This is a genomic window from Nocardia sp. NPDC060255, assembly GCF_042727395.1.
Lineage (GTDB): Bacteria > Actinomycetota > Actinomycetes > Mycobacteriales > Mycobacteriaceae > Nocardia.
Genome location: NZ_JBHXAU010000005.1, coordinates 384,034 through 401,790, shown reverse-complemented (window position 1 = coordinate 401,790; position 17,757 = coordinate 384,034). Strand labels below are relative to the sequence as shown.

Sequence of the window (17,757 nt, the reverse complement as noted above, 5' to 3'; positions counted from 1 at the left end):
CTCGGTGTGCTATCAGGCGTGGTGCCCCCGCCTGCGTCGTTGGTTTTAAGTGTTTTTGCGCGGGGCCAATCTTGTTGGGGCCCCCCCCAAACCGGCCGCGTCTCGATACCGGTCAACAGGTCCGTCGCCGATTGGCGCACCGCATCCAGCAGTGCGGGCAATTCGGCAAGGTCGGCGGCAAGGTTCTCGTCCACACCCTGACGCTACGAGCCGCACCCCCGGCTTGTCGGGAGCCAGTCGGCAGGTGCTGGCCTTACTACTTCAGCGCGCTGCCCGCCTGCCACTGATCCCACGACAGGCCCCAGTCGCCGTTCTGCCAGACGTCGAGCGGCGCGCCGCCGGTATTGCGCACCTCCACCACATCGCCGGGGACCGCGAAGTCGTAGAACCATCGCGCGTTGTCCGGGCTGAGGTTCAGGCAGCCGTGCGAGGTGTCGGTATTGCCCTGCGCCCACACCGTGGACGCCAGCTCGTGCAGGTAGATGCCGTCGGTGCTGATCCGGGTCGCCCAGTTGATGGATTCCTTGTAGCCGAGCCGGGAGTTGACCGGCAGCCCGAAGGTGGACGAGTCCATGACCACCGGGTTGGCCTTGCTCATCACCGTGTAGACGCCGGGCTGGGTCCAGAAGGTGATCGTCTTGCCGCCGACGTTCTCACTGCCGCCCATGCCCATCGAGGTGGGCATGGAGCGGATCATCTTGCCGTCCTCGAACACCTGGACGTGCTTGGTGTTGTCGTCGGCGATGGAGACGTGCGAGGCGCCGATGGTGAAGGAGGCCTTGGTGTCCTCTTGGCCGTACAGGCCGCCGCCGAGGTCGACCGCGTAGATGTTGGCTGCGACCGTCACCTTCGTGCCGGACGGGTAGTACTCCTTCGGCCGCCAGTGCACGTGCTGATTGTCGAGCCAATACCAGGAGCCCTCCAGCGGCGGGGTCGTGGTGACCTGCAGCCGCTTCTCGGCGAGCGCCCGATCCGGCACGTCCTCGTCGAAGTGCGCGGCGATCACCGCGCCGACGCCGAAGGTACCGCCGTCGAGCAGCCCGCCGCCGGTGGTCTCGAAGTAGACCTTGGTCTGGTTGTTCGGCGTGAGCGTCGAGAACGTCGAGGTGAGCGGCCCGCTGCGGCCGGTGATGGTGAGCCCCTCGGCGGTGATCGTGTAGGAGTGGCCGTAGCCGACCGGTTCGGTGGGTTTCCACGCCGTCTTGTCCGGCGTGAAGATGCCCTCGATGGGCTTGCCCTTCTCGTTGGTCATGGTGACCGAGGTCAGCACGCCGTCACCCGCGGTCACCTGAACCGGAGTCTTCGGATCGACATCTTTCGCACCCGACGCCGGGGTGATGGCGATAGCGGGCGGCGCGGGGTCGGCCGCTCCCGGCGTCTTCGACTCCGACGTTGAACAACCGGCAACCACCAATGCGGTGACCAGGATGACTATCCCGGCAACACTGGATCGGAAGCGGCGACTCGACATGATTTCTCCTGTGTTCGCCGTGCGCTTCCCGCTGCGCACCCTCGACTTACTGTCCCGCTCAGCAGTTTAGCGGCCCGACGGCGCTGCTTTGCCCGCGCGGGATCGTCGTCAGTTGTTCGGGCCGAACATGAAGTCGGTGGCCAACTGCTGGGCAGCCTGTTCGCCGAGGAACGGCTGGAGAAGGACGTAGAGAATCGTCGACATCGAATAGCCCCGATCAGGTGTAGCTGTACTGCTTCGCCCCCCGCGGTGTTCGCCGAACCCCGGCTTCGGTGCCGCGGCTCGACCTCCATGCGAACAACTCAAGGCTATGACCGCCGTCACGGAACGGCAAACGTGGCGCGGCCCGGCGGATCACCCGAACCGGTGTCGACCAGTGGTGAGCGCCACAGCCGATTCGCCGGATACTCATTGACGACCGATGTTTGCTCATGATTTGCTGACTCATCTTCGAGTGATCGACCGGCACGATGGGAAGGCTTGTGATGATCAGCATGACAACCGCTCCGCAGGACCGGAGACGTCTCGGCACCCGGAGCAACGGCGCCGCCGGGCTGCCGGACGCGGCCGTCGAACGCGCCGCGATCGAACGCTTCTACGAGCTGCTCTTCCTGCAGGACCACGAGCAGATCCTGGACCTGGTCACCGCCGACGTGCGATTCCACGCGCCGTGGCAGCTACCCGGCCTGCCCGACACCATCGAGGGCCGCGAAGAGCTGGGCGAGAGCATGCTCTGGTGGAGCGCCGAACTGTGGCAGCCCGGCAGCCTGTGCCGCATCGCCGTGCGCCCGTTCGCCGCGCCGCACTCCTGGTTCGCCAGCATCGAGGGCGACTTCACCGCGTTGGAGAGCCAACGCCCTTACCATGCAACGTTTCTCAGTGAAATCCGCTTCCATGAGGGCCAGATCGCCGAAGTGCAGCAGCATCACAACACGCTCAACCAGATCATCGCGCTGGGCGCGGACGTGCCGGGCATCAATGTGCCCGGGTATGGGCCAGGCGCGCATCGCGGCCTCGCGAGCGACCAGGGCGAGGCCGTCGCCTGATTCACCGCGCGGCGGGATGCGGCGCGTTGATCCGGAACGAATCGGCCGAGGCGTAATTCCAGTCGTCGCGCCAGGCCGCGGGGGTGTCGGCGAGCAACTCGCCGGGGGTGAGCCATTCGTACAGTTCGGCGTAGGAGCGAACGGTGGTGGTGGACACCCGTTTCCGGAGCATGTGCGGGGTGAGGTCGGCCGGGTGCTGGACGCCGAGGGTGGCCATCAGGCCGACGGCCTGCGCGACGACCGCCTCGTGGTAGCGCTGGACGCGAATGCTCTTGTCCGCCACGACGAGTGCGCGGGCGCGCTTGGGGTCCTGGGTGGCCACGCCGACCGGGCATTTGTTGGTGTGGCACATCATGGCCTGGATGCAGCCGACCGCCATCATCATGGCCCGCGCCGAGTTGGTGTAGTCGGCGCCCTGGATGAGGCGGATGACGATATCGCTTGCGGTGGCGACCTTTCCGCTGGCGCCCAGCTTGATCCGGTCGCGCAGTCCGGTGCCGACCAGCGCGTTGTGCACGGTCATCAGCCCGTCGGTGAGCGGCAGGCCGACGTGGTCCTCGTATTCCAGTGGCGCGGCGGCGGTTCCGCCCTCGGCGCCGTCGACGGTGATGAAATCCGGGGTGATGCCTTCGGCCACCATCGCTTTACAGAACGCGATCACGTCGATTCGGGATCCGACGCAGAGCTTGAAGCCCACCGGCTTCCCGCCGGCGAGCTCGCGCAGGCGCGCGATGAACTCGATCATCTCGCGCGGCGTCGAGAAGGCCGAATGCATCGGCGGGCTCACGCATTTCACGTGCGCGGGCACGCCGCGGAAGCCCGCGATCTCCGCGGTCACCTTCGCGGCGGGCAGCACGCCGCCGATGCCCGGCTTCGCACCTTGACTGAGCTTCAACGAGATGGCCTTGATCCGGTCGTCGGCGGCCTTGTCGGCGAACTGGGCCGGGTCGAAATCGCCTGCCGCGGTGCGCGCGCCGAAGTAACCCGACCCCAGTTCCCAGATCAGGTCGCCGCCGCCGTCGAGGTGGTAGGAGGTGAGGCCGCCCTCGCCGGTGTCGTGCGCGAAACCGCCAAGGGCCGCACCGCGATTCAACGCGCGAATGGCGTTGGCCGACAGCGCACCGAAGCTCATCGCCGAGACGTTCATCAGCGACATCGCGTACGGCTTGGTGCAATCCGGCCCGCCCACCAGGACCCGGGGCGGTTCCGCCGGTTCGGGCACTGGCGCGATCGAGTGCACCAGGTACTCGCTGCCGATCGCGCTCAGGTCGCGCTCGGTGCCGAACGACTGCTCGCCGTGAATTCCCTTGGCGCGCTCGTAGATCGTCGATCGGACCTCGCGATCGTAGGGACGTCCGTCGAAGTTGCGCTCCACGAAATACTGCTGGATCTCGGGCCGGATCTCTTCGAGCAGATACCGCAGATGGCCGAGCAGCGGATAGTTCCGCAGCAGCGAGTGTTTGCGCTGCAGCAGGTCGTAACTGCCGAGCAGCAGCAGCGCCCCGAGCAGGACGAGCACCACCGTCCAGGCCCAGCCGCCGATGACGGCGGCGAAGCCGACGATCAGCACGGCGGGCACCAGCGCGCCGAACAGGAAGAAACGCAGCATCGGCCATCCTTCGGATCGAACGCGGCTTCGGGCAGCACCCTCGACCGATCCTACTGAGCGACACCGTCCGAATGCGCGACCAAGACCAGGTCGGATTGTCGCGGCGGCGGTCGAACCGGGTGGGCGTGCTCGCGTATCCGACTGCGGGCTGATAGAAATTGCCGTAGTTCGGCCGAAAGCGGCCGAGTGTCGGCGGTTGGAGGAGGCACATTTTGTCGATGATCACGGTTACCCGCGAGATCGCCGTGCCACCGGAGCGGGTCTGGGCAGTGATCACCGATCTCGATCACACCGCCGAGGTGATCAGGGGTATCTCCCGGCTGGAACGCCTCGACGGCGGCACCGGCTTCGAGGTCGGCACCTCCTGGAAGGAAACCCGGGTCGCGTTCGGCAAGGAATCCACCGAGACGATGACCGTGACGGCCATCGTGCCCGGCCAGTCCTACACGATCGAAGCCGATTCGCACGGCACCCACTACCGTTCCCTCTTCACCCTCACGGCACAGGGTTCGAACACCCTGCTGGCCATGGGTTTCGAAGGGCGGCCACACGGCAAGGTCGGCCGCATGGCCGCCTTCATCGGCAAACTGTTCGAAGGCCCCACCCGTCGCATGCTCCGCCGCGACCTCGACGACATCGCCACCGCCGCCGAGCGCTGACCGACTACACCGCGGGCCGGATATCCAGGAGCTGCTCGAAGAAGCCGCCGATGTTGTTCGCGCGGTCCACCAGGTGGATCTCCAGAATCCAATGGCAGATCCGGCCTTTGGGATCGAGGCGCCGCATCGGCGGGGTCGAGCCCGCCGCGACATACGTGGCGACCTCGGTGCCGGAGATCTGCTTGTGCGGGAACTCGCCGACCAGATGCCCGGCGATCTCCGCGGTGACCGCCCAGCCTTGTTCGGCCGCCTGCTCGACGACCCAGGTGTAGAGCTGGTCGCCGGTGATATCGGGATGCGCCTCGAAGTGCGCCCGGCCCCGCTCCCAGAACGGCTCCAGCGCGTCCCGCAGGGCCAGCTTGGCCGGATCGTCGCCGAGCACATAGGTGCGGCCGAAGTCGGCCTCCCATTCGGCGAAGATCGGCCCGAAGTCGAGGAAGCAGATGTCGTCCGCGCCGATGATCCGGTCCGGCGGGTTCGCGCTGTACGGCTCGAGCGTATTGATGCCGGACCGCACGATCCGCTTGTGCCAGAACCGCCGCGTGCCGAACATCTCACCGGCCAGATCGCGCACCGCGTCGCTCACTACCGATTCGCGTATGCCCGGCGCGATGATTCCGCGAGCGACCACCTCATCGAACAATGCCACGGCATTGGCCTCCGCCGCCAACAGCGCGGAAACCCGCTCGGCCTCGACCACATCCAGCGTCTCCATGATTCGACCCTAGATCATTAAGACCACCTGGTCCGTACGCGATTCGCCACACGCGACAACCCTGCGGGCCCGCCCGGCGGTGGGCACGTTTCTCGCGTCGAGCGCGCCGCGAACGGGAAGAATCGACGCCATGCCCGTGTTGATGGACGACTTGGTCGCCGCCGAAATGTTCACGCAGTCAGCGCAACCGGTGCTCGCGACCGGCGATGGGTTGCTGCTCCGGCCATGGACGGTCGATGACGCACCCGAGGTCTTCGAGGTGTTCGCCGATCCCTCGATCCAGCGCTGGCATGTCCGCAGCGCGGACTCGGTCGACGAGGTGTGCGACTGGATCGAACGGTGGACGGGGACGTGGCGCGCGGGCATCGGCGCTCATTGGGCGGTCATCGCTATGGCGAGCGGGCGACTGGTCGCCCGAGCCGCGCTGAAGGACTTGCAGCTCGCCGGCGGCCAGGCCGAGGTCGCCTACTGGACCGCGCCCGCCGCACGCGGGCAGGGCGTCACGCCGCGCGCGGTCGCCACCCTGACGACCTGGGCTTTCGAGGTCGGCTTCCATCGCCTCCAGCTGAGCCACTCGGTGGCGAACCGGCAGTCGTGCCGGGTCGCCGCCAAGCTCGGCTATGCCCTGGAAGGGACCATGCGGAGCGCGGGCCTGCACGCCGACGGCTGGCATGACATGCATCTGCATGCTCGCATCGCGGACGGGTATCCGGTGGGCATGAGCGGACCAGAGAAGGACCGGACGACGGCCGAAATACAGCAGCAGGAACCCGATTTCGCGGAGGAGCACGCCAAATCGACGAACGCCGATGAGCATCCGACAGGGGCCGAGCTCGAGACCGACGAGTCGACCCCCGATGGTCACGGCGGTATGGACATTTAGCCGCGGCGGATCCGGGCAAGCCATGCCGGGACATCGATGGTGCTGCCTTCGGGCAGGCCGAGATCCGGCTTCTGCTCGAGCGCGGACGCGGTGACTCGGCCGCGATAGTGGGTGGACTGGAGATCCTCCAATTCCCAACCGTCGACAAATGATTCGCGGATCACCGAGTCACTGATCTGCGGACCGAAACCGGGCCCGGCATCGGACAGCGCGAGGATATTGACCACCCCGCCCGGCTTGCAGAGTGTGTGCAGGCTGCGCACGTAGGCGGCGCGTGGCTCGGGCTCGGTGCCGAAGACGTGGAACAGCGCGCTGTCCACGATCGTGTCGAAGGTCGGCGCGGCCGCGGCGGCGCCGAACGCGATGGCATCGGCCACCTCGAACCGCGCGCCCGGAACCCCTTGCGCGGCAGCGTTTCCGCGAGCGAACTCGACGGCGCTGGAGGACAGGTCGATACCGAGCACGTCATAACCGAGCCCGGTCAGCAGGATCGTGTGTTCGCCCGCGCCGGAACCGGGATCGAGCACTCGACCGCGAATCCAACCGTCGCGTTCCAGCGCGACGATCGCGGGCTGGGGTTCACCGATAACCCACGGTGCGATGTCGTTGTCATAGGCGGAATTCCAGAAATCGGCGGATCTCGTCATACCCGGATGGTTCACCCTGAACTGTGGTTGAGGTCAATGGGTTGGGCAGCGCGGGCGGCGTGTCGGACCGGGATCGTCGCCGGGTTTGACAGCATGCTCTGATGCGGACGGCGGTCGAGCTCACTGCGTTGCCGCTGACGCCCAACTGTGCCGAGCTCCTCGCGCGGAGAGAGCACGTCTTCTTGGGTATCAGCCCGTTCAACAGCTATTTCAAGCGGGCGCGGATCGCGGAACTGACGAGGTGGGCGGCCGCGGAGTTCGCCTACGTCCAGTTCCATCTGCCCGATGTGCCGTGCGTGTTCACGCTGCGGGCGCTCGGGTTGCCGGAGGACAAGGCGCGCAAGCGGGCCCACGAGAACGGGCTGAAGATGCGCAATCGGATCCGGGATGCGCTGGGGTCGGCGGGGCTGTCCGGGCTGGAGTCGCGGGTGATCGACTGGACCTATCTCGCGGAGAATCCGGTCTTCGCCGAATTGCACCGAGAAGCGCAGGACCTGTTCGCCACGCACCAGGAATTCCGGGACCGCTGCCTGGAGACCACCCGAAATGTCCTGCGGCACCGGCTACCTGACGGCGCCGAGCCGACCGCGGACCAGTGTCGCCTTGCGGCCCAATACTTTCTGGCCGACATACCGCTGCTCATCGATACCGCGGGCATCGTCGGCAGCGAATCCTCGCTGTACGCCTATCACCGGAACATCCCGTTCATCGACGCGCTCTTCCACCGCGAACTGCCGATGCAACCGGTTGCGCGGCAAGGATATTTGACCGTCCGCGGGCCCGGCGAGCTCGAAGGCCGGCCCAAACCGCAGGCCTGAGGGATCGAGCTCGCCGAGCGGCGCGCGGGTCAGGCGACGGCGACCAGGCGGGCGGCGTTCGCGGCCTCGTCGTCGGCGGCCCGGTTGGCGGCCAGTTCGGCCTCGACGCGGTCCCGGTAGCGGCTGAGCTCGCGCTCGGCGGTGTCGGCATCCCAGCCGAGCCGGGCGCCGATCAGGAACGCCACCTCGGGTGCGGCGATCAGGCCGCGGTCCGACGCCTCGATGGAGATGCGGGTGCGGCGGGTGAGCACGTCGTCGAGATGCAGTGCGCCCTCATGGGTTACGGCGTAGACGACCTCGGCGGCGAGGTACTCCTCGGCGCCCGCCAGCGGCTGGCCCAGTGCCGGATCCTCCGCGATCAGCTCGAACAGGTCGTGCACGGCGGAACCGTAGCGGCCGAGCAGGTGCTCGACGGTGGCCTTCGGCAGCCCGGAGCGCTGCGCGAGGCTGTCCAGATCGGCGGCCATCTCCTGGTAGCCGACCGCACCGAGCAGCGGCAGCTTGTCGGTCACCGACGGCGCGACGGCCCGACCGAGGCCGGCCACCGCGGCGTCCACCACGTCGGCCGCCATCACCCGGTAGGTGGTGTACTTGCCGCCCGCGATCACGAACAGACCCGGAACCGGTTCGGCCACCGCGTGTTCGCGCGACAGCTTCGCAGTGTCGCTGGACGCGCCGGACACCAGCGGACGCAGCCCGGCGTAGGTGCCGACGATGTCGTCGCGGGTCAGCGGGTCGCGCAGCACCGCGTTGACGTGATCGAGGATGTACTGCACGTCGGCGTTGCTGGCGGCCGGATGATCCTTGTCCAGCGACCAATCGGTGTCGGTGGTGCCGATGATCCAGTGCTGGTGCCACGGGATCACGAACAGCACGCTCTTCTCGGTGCGCATGATCAGCCCGGTGTCCAGGTCGAGCCGCTCGCGCGGCACCAGGATGTGCACGCCCTTGGACGTGCGCACGTGGAACGGGAATTCGACGCCGGTCAGCCGGTTCATCTCGTCGGTCCACACGCCGGTCGCGCTGATCACCCGGCGGGCGCGCACGGTGTATTCGCAGCCGGTCTCCAGATCGGTGACGTGCGCGCCGACGACCCGCTCGCCGTCCCGCAGCAGGCCGGTGACCTTGGTGCGGGTCAGCACGGTCGCGCCGTGCTGCGCGGCGGTACGTGCGATCGTCATGGTGTGCCGCGCGTCATCGACCTGTGCGTCGAAGTAGCGGATGGCACCGGTCATCGAGTCTGCGCGCAGCGCGGGCGCCAATTCCAGTGCGCGCGTACGGGTCAGGTGCCGGTGCATGGGCAGGGCCCGGGCGCCACCGATCGTGTCGTACAGGGCAACGCCCGCACCGATGTACGCGCGCTCCCACACCCGATGCTGCAGCGGCAACAGGAACGACACCGGGCGCACCAGGTGCGGCGCCAGCTTGTTCAGCAGCAGGCCGCGTTCCTTCAAAGCCTCACGCACCAGCCAGAAGTCGAGCTGTTCGAGGTAACGCAGCCCGCCGTGGATGAGCTTGCTGGAGCGGCTGGACGTGCCCGCCGCGAAGTCCCTGGCTTCCACCAGGGTGACGCTCAGTCCGCGCGCGGCGGCATCCAGTGCGGCGCCGGCGCCGACCACGCCGCCGCCGATCACCAGCACATCGATCTCGTCGTCGCCCAGGGCGTCGATCGCCTCCGCGCGGTAGTTGGGGTCTAATCGTGCTGACATGAATCTCTCCTTGTTCCAGTGATATTCGCGTCGGCGACTCAGTCGTCTACGTCTATCCAGTCGAGGGTGCGCGAGACGGCCTTCTGCCAGCGGGCGTAGCCGCGTTCGCGTTGCTCCTCGGACCAGGTGGGGTACCAGCGCTTGTCTTCGTGCCAGTTCTGGACGAGTTCGTCTGTGCTGCTCCAGAATCCGACGGCCAGACCGGCCGCATACGCGGCGCCGAGCGCGGTGGTCTCCGCGACCACCGGCTTCGACACCGGCACGCCGAGGAAGTCGGCCTGGATCTGCATGCACAGCTCGTTGGCGGTGACACCGCCGTCCACCCGCAGCACGTCGAGCTGCACGCCGGAGTCGGCCTGCATCGCCTCGACGACGTCGCGGGTCTGGTAGCAAATGGATTCCAGCGTCGCCCGCGCCAGATGGGCGTTGGTGCTGAACCGGGACAGCCCGACGATCGCGCCGCGCGCGTCCGAACGCCAGTAGGGCGCGAACAGGCCGGAGAACGCGGGCACGAAGTACACGCCTCCGTTGTCCTCGACCTGCCTGGCCAGCGATTCGCTTTGCGACGCACCGGAAATGATGCCCAGCTGATCGCGCAGCCACTGCACCGCCGAGCCGGTCACCGCGATCGAGCCTTCCAGCGCGTACACCGGCTTCTGGTCGCCGAACTGATAGGCGACCGTGGTGAGCAGCCCGTGCTGCGAGCGCACGATGTCCTCACCGGTGTTGAGCAGCAAGAAGTTTCCGGTGCCGTAGGTGTTCTTCGCCTCGCCGGGCCGGAAACACACCTGGCCGACCGTGGCCGCCTGCTGATCGCCGAGCACACCGGACAGCGGCACCTCGCCGCCGAACGGCCCATCGGCCCTGGTCTTTCCGAACAGCTCCGGATTCGACGACGGCGCGATGACCGGCAGCATCGAGCGCGGGATGCCGAAGATGGACAACAGTTCGTCGTCCCAGTCCAGGGTCTCCAGGTTCATCAGCATGGTGCGGCTGGCGTTGGTCGGATCGGTGACGTGCACGCCACCGTCCACCCCGCCGGTCAGGTTCCACAGCAGCCAGCTGTCGGTGTTGCCGAAGATGGCCTCGCCGCGCTCGGCCGCTTCCGCGACACCGGCGACGTTGTCCAGGATCCAGCGCAGCTTGCCGCCGGAAAAGTAAGTGGCCGGGGGCAATCCGGCCTTGTGCCGGATGGTGTCGCCGTGCCCGGCGCGCTCCAGCTCGGCGGCGATGCGGTCGGTGCGGGTGTCCTGCCAGACGATGGCATTGCAGTACGGGCGCCCGGTGTTGCGGTTCCACACCACCGTGGTCTCGCGCTGGTTGGTGACGCCGACCGCGGCGAGGTCGCTCGCCTGCAGATCGGCCTTGGTGAGCGTGCTCTGGATGACCGCGCGGGTGCGCTCCCAGATCTCGGTCGGATCGTGCTCCACCCAGCCCGGCTGCGGCAGGATCTGCTGGTGCTCGAGCTGGTGGCGGGCGACCTCGTTGCCGCTGTGATCGAACACCATGAAGCGTGTGCTGGTGGTGCCCTGGTCGATGGCGCCGACGTACTGGCTCATCGTGGTCCTTTCAAGAAAGAAAATTAGTGAGAGAGAAGGTGATTCAGAAAAGGACCTGTGCGGCCAGCCCGGCGAGGACGCCGCCCAGCAGCGGGCCGGCGATCGGCACCCAGGCATAACCCCAGTCGGAGTTCTTGCGACCCGGCAGATCGGTGGGGCCCGGATCGGCCAGCGGCGCGGCCGAGCCGCCACCAACGGTCGCGGGCTCAGCTACTCGAACCGCCGCACCCTTGTTCACCGGCAGCAGCGCGTGCGCCAGCCGAGGCCCGAGATCGCGGGCGGGGTTGATGGCGTAGCCGGTCGGCCCGCCGAGCGAAGCACCGATACCGACGACCAGCAGCGCAGCGGCCAGCGGGCCGAGCCCGGTCGCGGTGTGGCCCATGGCCAGCAGCACGATGACCAGAGCGAAGGTGGCGACCACCTCGGTGGCGAAGTTCCACGGCAGGCCGCGGATCGCGGGACCGGTGGCGAACACGCCGAGCTTCTTCGCCTCGTCGGTTTCCTCGTCGAAGTGCCGCTTGTAGGCGACATAGGCGAGGTTCGCACCAACGAACGCGCCGGCCAGCTGGCCGAGAATGTAGGCGAGGGTGGTCGCGACGGTGATCGAAACGCCGGGCGTGTACTCGTCCGCACCGCTGGCAAGCACGCCGATCGTGTACGCGGGATTCAGATGCCCACCCGTCTTATATGCGACGTACACGCCCGCGAGGACGCCGAGACCCCACCCGAAGTTGATCAACAGCCAGCCGCCGTCGAAGCCCTTGGATTTGGTCAGCAATACATTCGCGACTACGCCGACACCGAGTAAGACCAGCATCCCTGTGCCGAGTGCTTCACTCAGGAAGATCGAGCCGAAGTTCATCGTTGAGTCTCCGTTCGCCCGCGGTCGCGGACGCGACCCTGCGGAATCCGACGTTACGACGGCGACGCGAACCCGGACATAGCGTGCGTTCGACAATGCTGAACGGTGGGCCTGGCCGCCCCGAGCTGCTGCCGCTACTGTCGGGCGGCCGAGCAAGCGGGCATGACGCACGTCACACTGGACCCCGGGGGTGTTGCTCTTTGTTCACCGCATGTTCGACATTGTCGAATCCGGCGGCTAGTTTCGGGGCATGCCCGGTCCGATCCAGTCGATCGAGCGAGCGGCGGCCATCCTGCGGCTGCTGGCTCGCGGCGCAGGCCGACTCGGCGTCGGCGAAATCGCGGGCGCGCTCGGTCTCGCCAAACCGACCGCGCACGGCATCCTGCGCACCCTGCAGGGTGTCGGCTTCGTCGAGCAGGATCCGGCGACCGGCAAGTACCAGCTCGGCGCGGCCCTGGTTCACCTCGGCACCAGCTATCTCGATGGCAACGAGCTGCGCTCCCGGGCCATCAACTGGGCCGACGCGTTGGCCGCGCGCACAGGCGAATCCGTCCGCATCGGCGCTCCGGTCGACGGCATCGTCGTGGTGGTGCACCACGTGTTCCGCCCCGACAACACCGAACAGGCACTCGAGCTCGGGGAGTTGCTGCCGCCGCACGCGACCGCACTCGGCAAGGTGCTGCTGGCCTACGACGCCGACCTCATGGCCACCCTGCGCGGCGCCACGTTGCCCTCGCTCACCAGGCGCACCATCGTCGACCGCACAGTGCTCACCCGGTCCCTCGCCGCGGTCCGGCAGGTGGGCTGGGCGGGCGACACCGAGGAATACCGGCCGGGGGAGGCGGGCATCGCCGCGCCGATCCGCGCGCACGGCGGGCTCGTGGTGGGCGCCATCGGCATCAGCGGGCCGGTCGACCGGCTCTGTGATGCGCAATTACGACATCGACCCGCCCTGGTCGGGCACGTGCGTGACGCCGCCCATGCGGTCTCGCGAGATCTGGGCGCCGGACACTGACCCACTGACTGAAGGCAGGAGAGGATGCGGATGACGCAACGTTTCGTGCTGGCGATCGATCAGGGCACCACCTCGACCAGGTGCATTCTGTTCGATCAGCGCGCGCGCCTGGTCGGCGTCGCGCAACGCGAGCACAAGCAGCACTATCCGCGACCGGGCTGGCTCGAGCAGGACGCGATGGAGATCTGGCGCAATGTCGACCGGATCGTGCCGCAGGCGCTGCGCGACTCCGGCATCACCGCCGATCAGGTTGCGGCCCTTGGCATTGCGAATCAGCGGGAGACCACCGTGGTCTGGGATCGCCGGACCGGCGCGCCGATCCGGCGGGCCATCGTCTGGCAGGACACGCGCACCGAGGAGCTGGTCCGCGAGTACGAGGAAAGGCCTGGCGCGCACCGTATTCGGGAGCTGAGCGGGTTGCCGCTGGCCACCTACTTCGCCGCGCCGCGGCTGCGCTGGCTGCTCGACAATATTGCGGGACTGCGTGATCGGGCCGAACGCGGCGAGGTGCTGTTCGGCACCATGGAAACCTGGCTGATCTGGAATCTGACCGGCGGGGTCGACGGCGGCCTGCACCTCACCGACGTCACCAATGCCAGCCGCACACTGCTGATGAACATCGCCACCCTGGCCTGGGACCCGGAGCTGCTCGACTTCTTCGGCATCCCCGCCGCGATGCTGCCGCGCATCCAGCCCTCGACCGCGTCCTACGGCACGACCCGTCGCGTCGTGCCCGGTATCCCGATCGCGGCCGCGCTGGGCGATCAGCATGCCGCGCTGTTCGGCCAAACCTGTTTCGCGCGTGGGGAAACCAAGTGCACCTACGGCACCGGCGGCTTCCTCATGATGAACACCGGCCGCGAGCTGGTGCAGTCTTCGCACGGCCTGCTCACCACCATCGGCTATCAGATCGGCGACGAGAAACCGGTGTACGCGCTGGAGGGGCCGATCGCGGTGACCGGCTCGCTGGTGCAGTGGGTGCGCGACAACATCGGCTTGGTCGCCAGCGCGCCCGAGATCGAAACCCTCGCTCGCACAGTGCAGGACAACGGCGGCTGCTACATCGTGCCCGCGTTCTCCGGGCTGTACGCGCCGCATTGGCGCAGTGACGCGCGCGGCCTGATCGCCGGTCTGACGTCCTATATCACCAAGGGCCACATCGCCCGCGCGGTCCTGGAGGCCACCGCGTGGCAGACCCGCGAGGTGGTCGACGCCATGAACGCCGACTCCGGGTTACAGGCCCGCGCGCTGCGCGTGGACGGCGGCATGACCTCCGACAACCTGCTCATGCAGATCGTCTCCGACGTGCTCGACGTCCCGGTCATGCGCCCGTTCAACGCCGAAACCGTCTCGCTCGGTGCGGCTTACGCCGCCGGACTCGCCGTCGGCTACTGGCCGGACCTGGAGGGCTTGCGCAACAACTGGCGCCTGGCCGCGCAGTGGATACCGCAGATGGACCCGGTGCTTCGCGCGGACGAATACGAGAACTGGCAGCGCGCAGTGCAATTGACGTTCGGCTGGTTGCGCTCCAAGCGACGACGGGACGAGGCCGAAGTGCGCTGACGGCTAGCCGGCGACGGCGACCGGCCTGCGTAGTGAGCCCGCGATATTCGAACGCAACCGCTGCGCGGACCGGCGCAACCGGCCACCCTTGAGTCCCGCTTCCAGCTCGAGCCGCAAGCGCCCGTTGTGCAGCGCGGTGCGCAAACCCGTTGTCGCGTCGGAGAGTTCGGCGACGGCCTGAGCGGCGCTGGTCTGGAACTTGCGCTCCGACGCGGTCTCCGGCGCGTCGTCGGAGGTGGCGATCAGGAAGCGGTCGGGCACCGCCAGCTTGTGGATGGTCCGCATGGTGAGCAGGTACTGCCGCAACAGCGGCCCGCTGGTGTAGGGCAGGTCGTACTTGTCGCACAGCGCGCGAACCCGCACCGCGATCTCGGCATAGCGATTGCTCGGCAGGTCCGGGAACAAGTGGTGTTCGATCTGGTAACACAGGTTTCCGCTGGCGAAGGCGAGGGTCGGCCCGGCGTCGAAGTTCGCGGTGCCGAGCATCTGCCGCAGGTACCACTCGGATTTCGTCTCGTCCTCGAGCGCGGCGGGCGTGAACTTCTCCGCACCGTCGGGGAAGTGGCCGCAGAAGATGACCACGTACGTCCAGGCATTGCGCACGACGTTGGCGGTGAGGTTCGCGGTCAAGGCGCGGCGCCAGCGCTTGCCGCTCAGCGCGGGGAACAGCACGTAGTCCTTGAGCGCCTGGCGCGAGATCTTCTTCAGGAAAGCCATTGTCACGGCGGCCTTCTCGGACTTCGTCTCGAAACGGTCGCGGTCCGCGTACAGGCCGTGCAGGCCGATGCCCCACTCGAAGGTGGTGGCGAGCAGCAGGTTCTGCAGCGGCTGCAGCAGATGGCTGGGGTTCCACTCCTGATCCCTGGTCACCCGCATCACGCCGAAGCCGATGTCGTCGTCCATGTCGATGACATTGGTGTAGACGTGGTGGCGGAAGTTGTGCGAGTACCGCCACTGGGAAGACAGCCCGACCATGTCCCACTCCCAGGTGCTGGAGTGGATCTCCGGGTCGTTCATCCAATCCCACTGGCCGTGCGAGACGTTGTGCCCGATCTCCATGTTCTCGATGCACTTGGCCGCGGCCAGCGCCGCGGTGCCGAGCAGCCAGGTCGCCTTGTTCCGATTCACCGCGATCAGCAGCCGGGCCGCGATGTCGAGGGCCCGCTGGAAGCGAATGGTGCGCCGGATGTAGGCGGCGTCGCGGCCGCCGAGCGAGTCGCTGACGTCACGATGGATCGCGTCGAGTTCGGTGCCGAGGGCCTCGATGTCTTCCTTGCTCAGGTGCGTGTACACGGCAATATCGGTGATGGCCATTGGTCCTCTTCGGATGGATCGGTTGCGCAGGCGCAGAAGCCCGAGTCGGGCCGCCGACGCGTGTCGTGATCGGCGTTGCCCGGCTGAACCGAGCTCGATGGCCGGCCGAAGAAATGGCCGGCAATGATTCTTGCCTCGACGGTACCAGCGCCTCGGACACCGCAGCGGCAACAGCAGGGGGACGCCAGTACAACGGGACATGGCGGCACCGGATACCCGAGCCGGGACACGACAACATCCCAGTGGACCGGGATCATGCGCGGTTCCACGGGCGGACGGGGTTGAATAGGGGGGATTGGCTATTCGCGGCCGATCGGAGGAGGCTCGACGGATGAGTCAGGAAAGCGGGCAAGGGTCCGGGCTGTTCAGCCATGACACCATTCCCATTCAGGTGTATACGCCTGCCGAGAGCAGTGACGTACATCATCAGCCGGTATTCAGTAGAGCCGAAGACGGCTCCGGGGCTGTCGGGGAGGTCACTCCGCCGCACGCCTGACGCCGGACATGACGCGAGCCCCCGCATCTCTTCGAGAGATGCGGGGGCTCGCGTCGTTCTCGGGTGCCCAGCGCAGGATAAGTGAATCACCCGTAGCGTAATGCGCGTCACTGACCTGCGACTTTACCGAATGCTCTACCAGCTACCGGCGACTTGATGTTCAATAAGTGAATATCCACTAGTCACCGTTGATGGGAACGACATGAGCAGACGCGCCGTCGTCGCCGGTGTGGGAATGATTCCGTTCACCACGCCGAGCCGGAGCCAGACCTACGACATCATGGGCACCGGCGCGGCGCGGGCCGCGCTGCTCGATGCCGGGGTCGAGTACGACAAGATCCAGCAGGCCTACGCCGGCTATGTCTACGGCGATTCGACCTGCGGGCAGGCCGTGCTCTATGGACTCGGGCAGACCGGTATCCCGGTGATCAACGTCAACAACAACTGCTCGACCGGATCGTCGGCGTTGTTCCTCGCGCGCCAGGCGGTGGAATCCGGTGCCGCCGAGGCGGTTCTCGCCGTCGGCTTCGAGCAGATGCAGCGCGGCGCGCTGGCCCGCGGCTATGCCGACCGGCCCAGCCCGTTCGCCCGGTTCGACGAGGTGATGGACGAGATCCAGGAGCGCGACGAATCGCCCTTCGCGGCACAGATGTTCGGCGGGGCCGGGCGGCAGTACGCGGAAAAGTACGGCACCGCAGTCGAAACCTTCGCGAAGATCTCGGTGAAGTCGCGTCGGCACGCCGCCAACAATCCGTACGCGGTGTTCAAGGATCCGGTGACGGTGGCGGAAGTGCTTGCCTCGCCGCACATCTACGGTCCGCTCACTCGGCTGCAGTGCTGCCCGCCCACCTGCGGCGCGGCCGCCGCGGTCATCGTCAGCGAGGATTTCGCCAGGGCCAACGGCATCGATCCGTCGATCGTGATCAGGGCGCAGGCGATGACCACCGACTTCCCGTCGACCTTCACCGAGAAGGACATGACGAAGATCGTCGGCTACGACATGTCCAAGGCTGCGGCCCAACAGGTTTACGAGGCGTCGGGTGTCTCGCCCGACGACATCCGGGTGGTCGAGCTGCACGACTGCTTCACCGCCAACGAACTGCTCACCTACGAGGCGCTCGGGCTCACCCCGGAGGGCACGGCGGAGAAGTTCGTCAACGACGGCGACAACACCTACGGCGGTCGGGTGGTGACCAATCCGTCCGGCGGGCTGCTGTCCAAGGGGCATCCGCTCGGCGCGACCGGGCTGGCCCAGTGCGCCGAATTGGTGTGGCAGCTGCGCGGACAGGCCGAGGGACGTCAGGTGGCCGACAACTTGAAGGTCGCCCTGCAGCACAACATCGGGCTCGGCGGCGCGGCCGTGGTGACCCTGTACGAGAAGGTGAGCTGAT

At 67.3% G+C, this 17,757-nt stretch carries 16 protein-coding genes; 7 read left to right on the top strand and 9 right to left on the bottom strand.

Going from position 1 to position 17,757, the window contains the following annotated elements:
• The coding region (locus ACFWF1_RS13650; protein ID WP_379322179.1) for a hypothetical protein at positions 1–194 on the bottom strand (194 nt) is incomplete at its 3' end.
• A 62-nt stretch (positions 195–256) separates the two neighbouring features.
• The gene (locus ACFWF1_RS13645) at positions 257–1,471 is read right to left on the bottom strand and encodes an Ig-like domain-containing protein (RefSeq protein ID WP_379284888.1); all 1,215 of its coding nucleotides are present in this window, start codon (positions 1,469–1,471) and stop codon (positions 257–259) included.
• 494 nt (positions 1,472–1,965) lie between these two features.
• Between ACFWF1_RS13645 and ACFWF1_RS13640 the strand changes: the two genes are divergently transcribed.
• A complete protein-coding gene (locus ACFWF1_RS13640; protein ID WP_379284889.1) occupies positions 1,966–2,517 on the top strand; it encodes a nuclear transport factor 2 family protein in 552 nt (183 codons plus the stop codon).
• 1 nt (position 2,518) lies between these two features.
• Here ACFWF1_RS13640 and ACFWF1_RS13635 read toward each other — a convergent pair whose 3' ends face one another.
• On the bottom strand, positions 2,519–4,126 hold the full coding sequence (locus tag ACFWF1_RS13635) for an FMN-binding glutamate synthase family protein (RefSeq protein WP_379284890.1): 1,608 nt from the start codon (positions 4,124–4,126) through the stop codon (positions 2,519–2,521).
• Between the two features lie 218 nt (positions 4,127–4,344).
• Here ACFWF1_RS13635 and ACFWF1_RS13630 point away from each other — a divergent pair, with 218 nt between their 5' ends.
• Complete coding sequence (locus tag ACFWF1_RS13630) at positions 4,345–4,785, top strand: SRPBCC family protein (RefSeq protein ID WP_379284891.1); 441 nt, start codon at positions 4,345–4,347, stop codon at positions 4,783–4,785.
• Between the two features lie 4 nt (positions 4,786–4,789).
• Here the strand turns inward: ACFWF1_RS13630 and ACFWF1_RS13625 are convergent, their stop codons facing one another.
• Complete coding sequence (locus tag ACFWF1_RS13625) at positions 4,790–5,491, bottom strand: M24 family metallopeptidase (protein ID WP_379285194.1); 702 nt, start codon at positions 5,489–5,491, stop codon at positions 4,790–4,792.
• A 139-nt stretch (positions 5,492–5,630) separates the two neighbouring features.
• On the opposite strand from ACFWF1_RS13625, the gene ACFWF1_RS13620 reads away from it, so the two are divergent.
• Positions 5,631–6,383, top strand: a complete 753-nt coding sequence (locus ACFWF1_RS13620) for a GNAT family N-acetyltransferase (protein ID WP_379284892.1) — start codon at positions 5,631–5,633, stop codon at positions 6,381–6,383.
• Here ACFWF1_RS13620 and ACFWF1_RS13615 read toward each other — a convergent pair.
• Positions 6,380–7,030, bottom strand: coding sequence for a class I SAM-dependent methyltransferase (locus tag ACFWF1_RS13615; RefSeq protein ID WP_379284893.1), 651 nt, complete (start codon positions 7,028–7,030; stop codon positions 6,380–6,382). The two genes, ACFWF1_RS13620 and ACFWF1_RS13615, sit on opposite strands and share 4 nt — an antisense overlap.
• A gap of 101 nt (positions 7,031–7,131) precedes the next feature.
• Here ACFWF1_RS13615 and ACFWF1_RS13610 point away from each other — a divergent pair, with 101 nt between their 5' ends.
• Entirely contained in the window at positions 7,132–7,848 is a 717-nt protein-coding gene (locus ACFWF1_RS13610; protein WP_379284894.1) for a tRNA-dependent cyclodipeptide synthase, read from the top strand.
• Positions 7,849–7,877: 29 nt separating this feature from the next.
• Here the strand turns inward: ACFWF1_RS13610 and glpD are convergent, their stop codons facing one another.
• Genes glpD through ACFWF1_RS13595 form a run of 3 tightly spaced genes read right to left on the bottom strand, consistent with a single transcriptional unit; the run spans position 7,878 to position 11,978 of the window.
• Entirely contained in the window at positions 7,878–9,557 is a 1,680-nt protein-coding gene (gene glpD, locus ACFWF1_RS13605; RefSeq protein ID WP_379284895.1) for a glycerol-3-phosphate dehydrogenase, read from the bottom strand.
• A gap of 38 nt (positions 9,558–9,595) precedes the next feature.
• A complete protein-coding gene (gene glpK, locus ACFWF1_RS13600) occupies positions 9,596–11,116 on the bottom strand; it encodes a glycerol kinase GlpK (protein WP_379284896.1) in 1,521 nt (506 codons plus the stop codon).
• A gap of 43 nt (positions 11,117–11,159) precedes the next feature.
• Positions 11,160–11,978, bottom strand: coding sequence for an MIP/aquaporin family protein (locus ACFWF1_RS13595; protein WP_379284897.1), 819 nt, complete (start codon positions 11,976–11,978; stop codon positions 11,160–11,162).
• 250 nt (positions 11,979–12,228) lie between these two features.
• Here ACFWF1_RS13595 and ACFWF1_RS13590 point away from each other — a divergent pair, with 250 nt between their 5' ends.
• On the top strand, positions 12,229–12,993 hold the full coding sequence (locus ACFWF1_RS13590) for an IclR family transcriptional regulator (RefSeq protein ID WP_379284898.1): 765 nt from the start codon (positions 12,229–12,231) through the stop codon (positions 12,991–12,993).
• Between the two features lie 30 nt (positions 12,994–13,023).
• A complete protein-coding gene (glpK, locus tag ACFWF1_RS13585) occupies positions 13,024–14,556 on the top strand; it encodes a glycerol kinase GlpK (protein WP_379284899.1) in 1,533 nt (510 codons plus the stop codon).
• Positions 14,557–14,559: 3 nt separating this feature from the next.
• On the opposite strand, the gene ACFWF1_RS13580 is transcribed toward glpK (ACFWF1_RS13585), so the two are convergent.
• Entirely contained in the window at positions 14,560–15,870 is a 1,311-nt protein-coding gene (locus ACFWF1_RS13580; protein WP_379284900.1) for a fatty acid desaturase family protein, read from the bottom strand.
• 698 nt (positions 15,871–16,568) lie between these two features.
• Between ACFWF1_RS13580 and ACFWF1_RS13575 the strand changes: the two genes are divergently transcribed.
• Positions 16,569–17,756, top strand: a complete 1,188-nt coding sequence (locus ACFWF1_RS13575; RefSeq protein ID WP_379284901.1) for a lipid-transfer protein — start codon at positions 16,569–16,571, stop codon at positions 17,754–17,756.
• The last annotated feature ends 1 nt before the right edge of the window (position 17,757 follow it).

Bases quoted from the DNA above. Each gene is read 5' to 3' on its own strand.
- ACFWF1_RS13645 (WP_379284888.1), bottom strand. From the start codon at position 1,471: ATGTCGAGTCGCCGCTTCCGATCCAGTGTTGCCGGGATAGTCATCCTG.
- ACFWF1_RS13640 (WP_379284889.1), top strand. From the start codon at position 1,966: ATGACAACCGCTCCGCAGGACCGGAGACGTCTCGGCACCCGGAGCAAC.
- ACFWF1_RS13635 (WP_379284890.1), bottom strand. From the start codon at position 4,126: ATGCTGCGTTTCTTCCTGTTCGGCGCGCTGGTGCCCGCCGTGCTGATC.
- ACFWF1_RS13630 (WP_379284891.1), top strand. From the start codon at position 4,345: ATGATCACGGTTACCCGCGAGATCGCCGTGCCACCGGAGCGGGTCTGG.
- ACFWF1_RS13620 (WP_379284892.1), top strand. From the start codon at position 5,631: ATGCCCGTGTTGATGGACGACTTGGTCGCCGCCGAAATGTTCACGCAG.
- ACFWF1_RS13615 (WP_379284893.1), bottom strand. From the start codon at position 7,030: ATGACGAGATCCGCCGATTTCTGGAATTCCGCCTATGACAACGACATC.
- ACFWF1_RS13610 (WP_379284894.1), top strand. From the start codon at position 7,132: ATGCGGACGGCGGTCGAGCTCACTGCGTTGCCGCTGACGCCCAACTGT.
- glpD (WP_379284895.1), bottom strand. From the start codon at position 9,557: ATGTCAGCACGATTAGACCCCAACTACCGCGCGGAGGCGATCGACGCC.
- glpK (WP_379284896.1), bottom strand. From the start codon at position 11,116: ATGAGCCAGTACGTCGGCGCCATCGACCAGGGCACCACCAGCACACGC.
- ACFWF1_RS13595 (WP_379284897.1), bottom strand. From the start codon at position 11,978: ATGAACTTCGGCTCGATCTTCCTGAGTGAAGCACTCGGCACAGGGATG.
- ACFWF1_RS13590 (WP_379284898.1), top strand. From the start codon at position 12,229: ATGCCCGGTCCGATCCAGTCGATCGAGCGAGCGGCGGCCATCCTGCGG.
- glpK (WP_379284899.1), top strand. From the start codon at position 13,024: ATGACGCAACGTTTCGTGCTGGCGATCGATCAGGGCACCACCTCGACC.
- ACFWF1_RS13580 (WP_379284900.1), bottom strand. From the start codon at position 15,870: ATGGCCATCACCGATATTGCCGTGTACACGCACCTGAGCAAGGAAGAC.
- ACFWF1_RS13575 (WP_379284901.1), top strand. From the start codon at position 16,569: ATGAGCAGACGCGCCGTCGTCGCCGGTGTGGGAATGATTCCGTTCACC.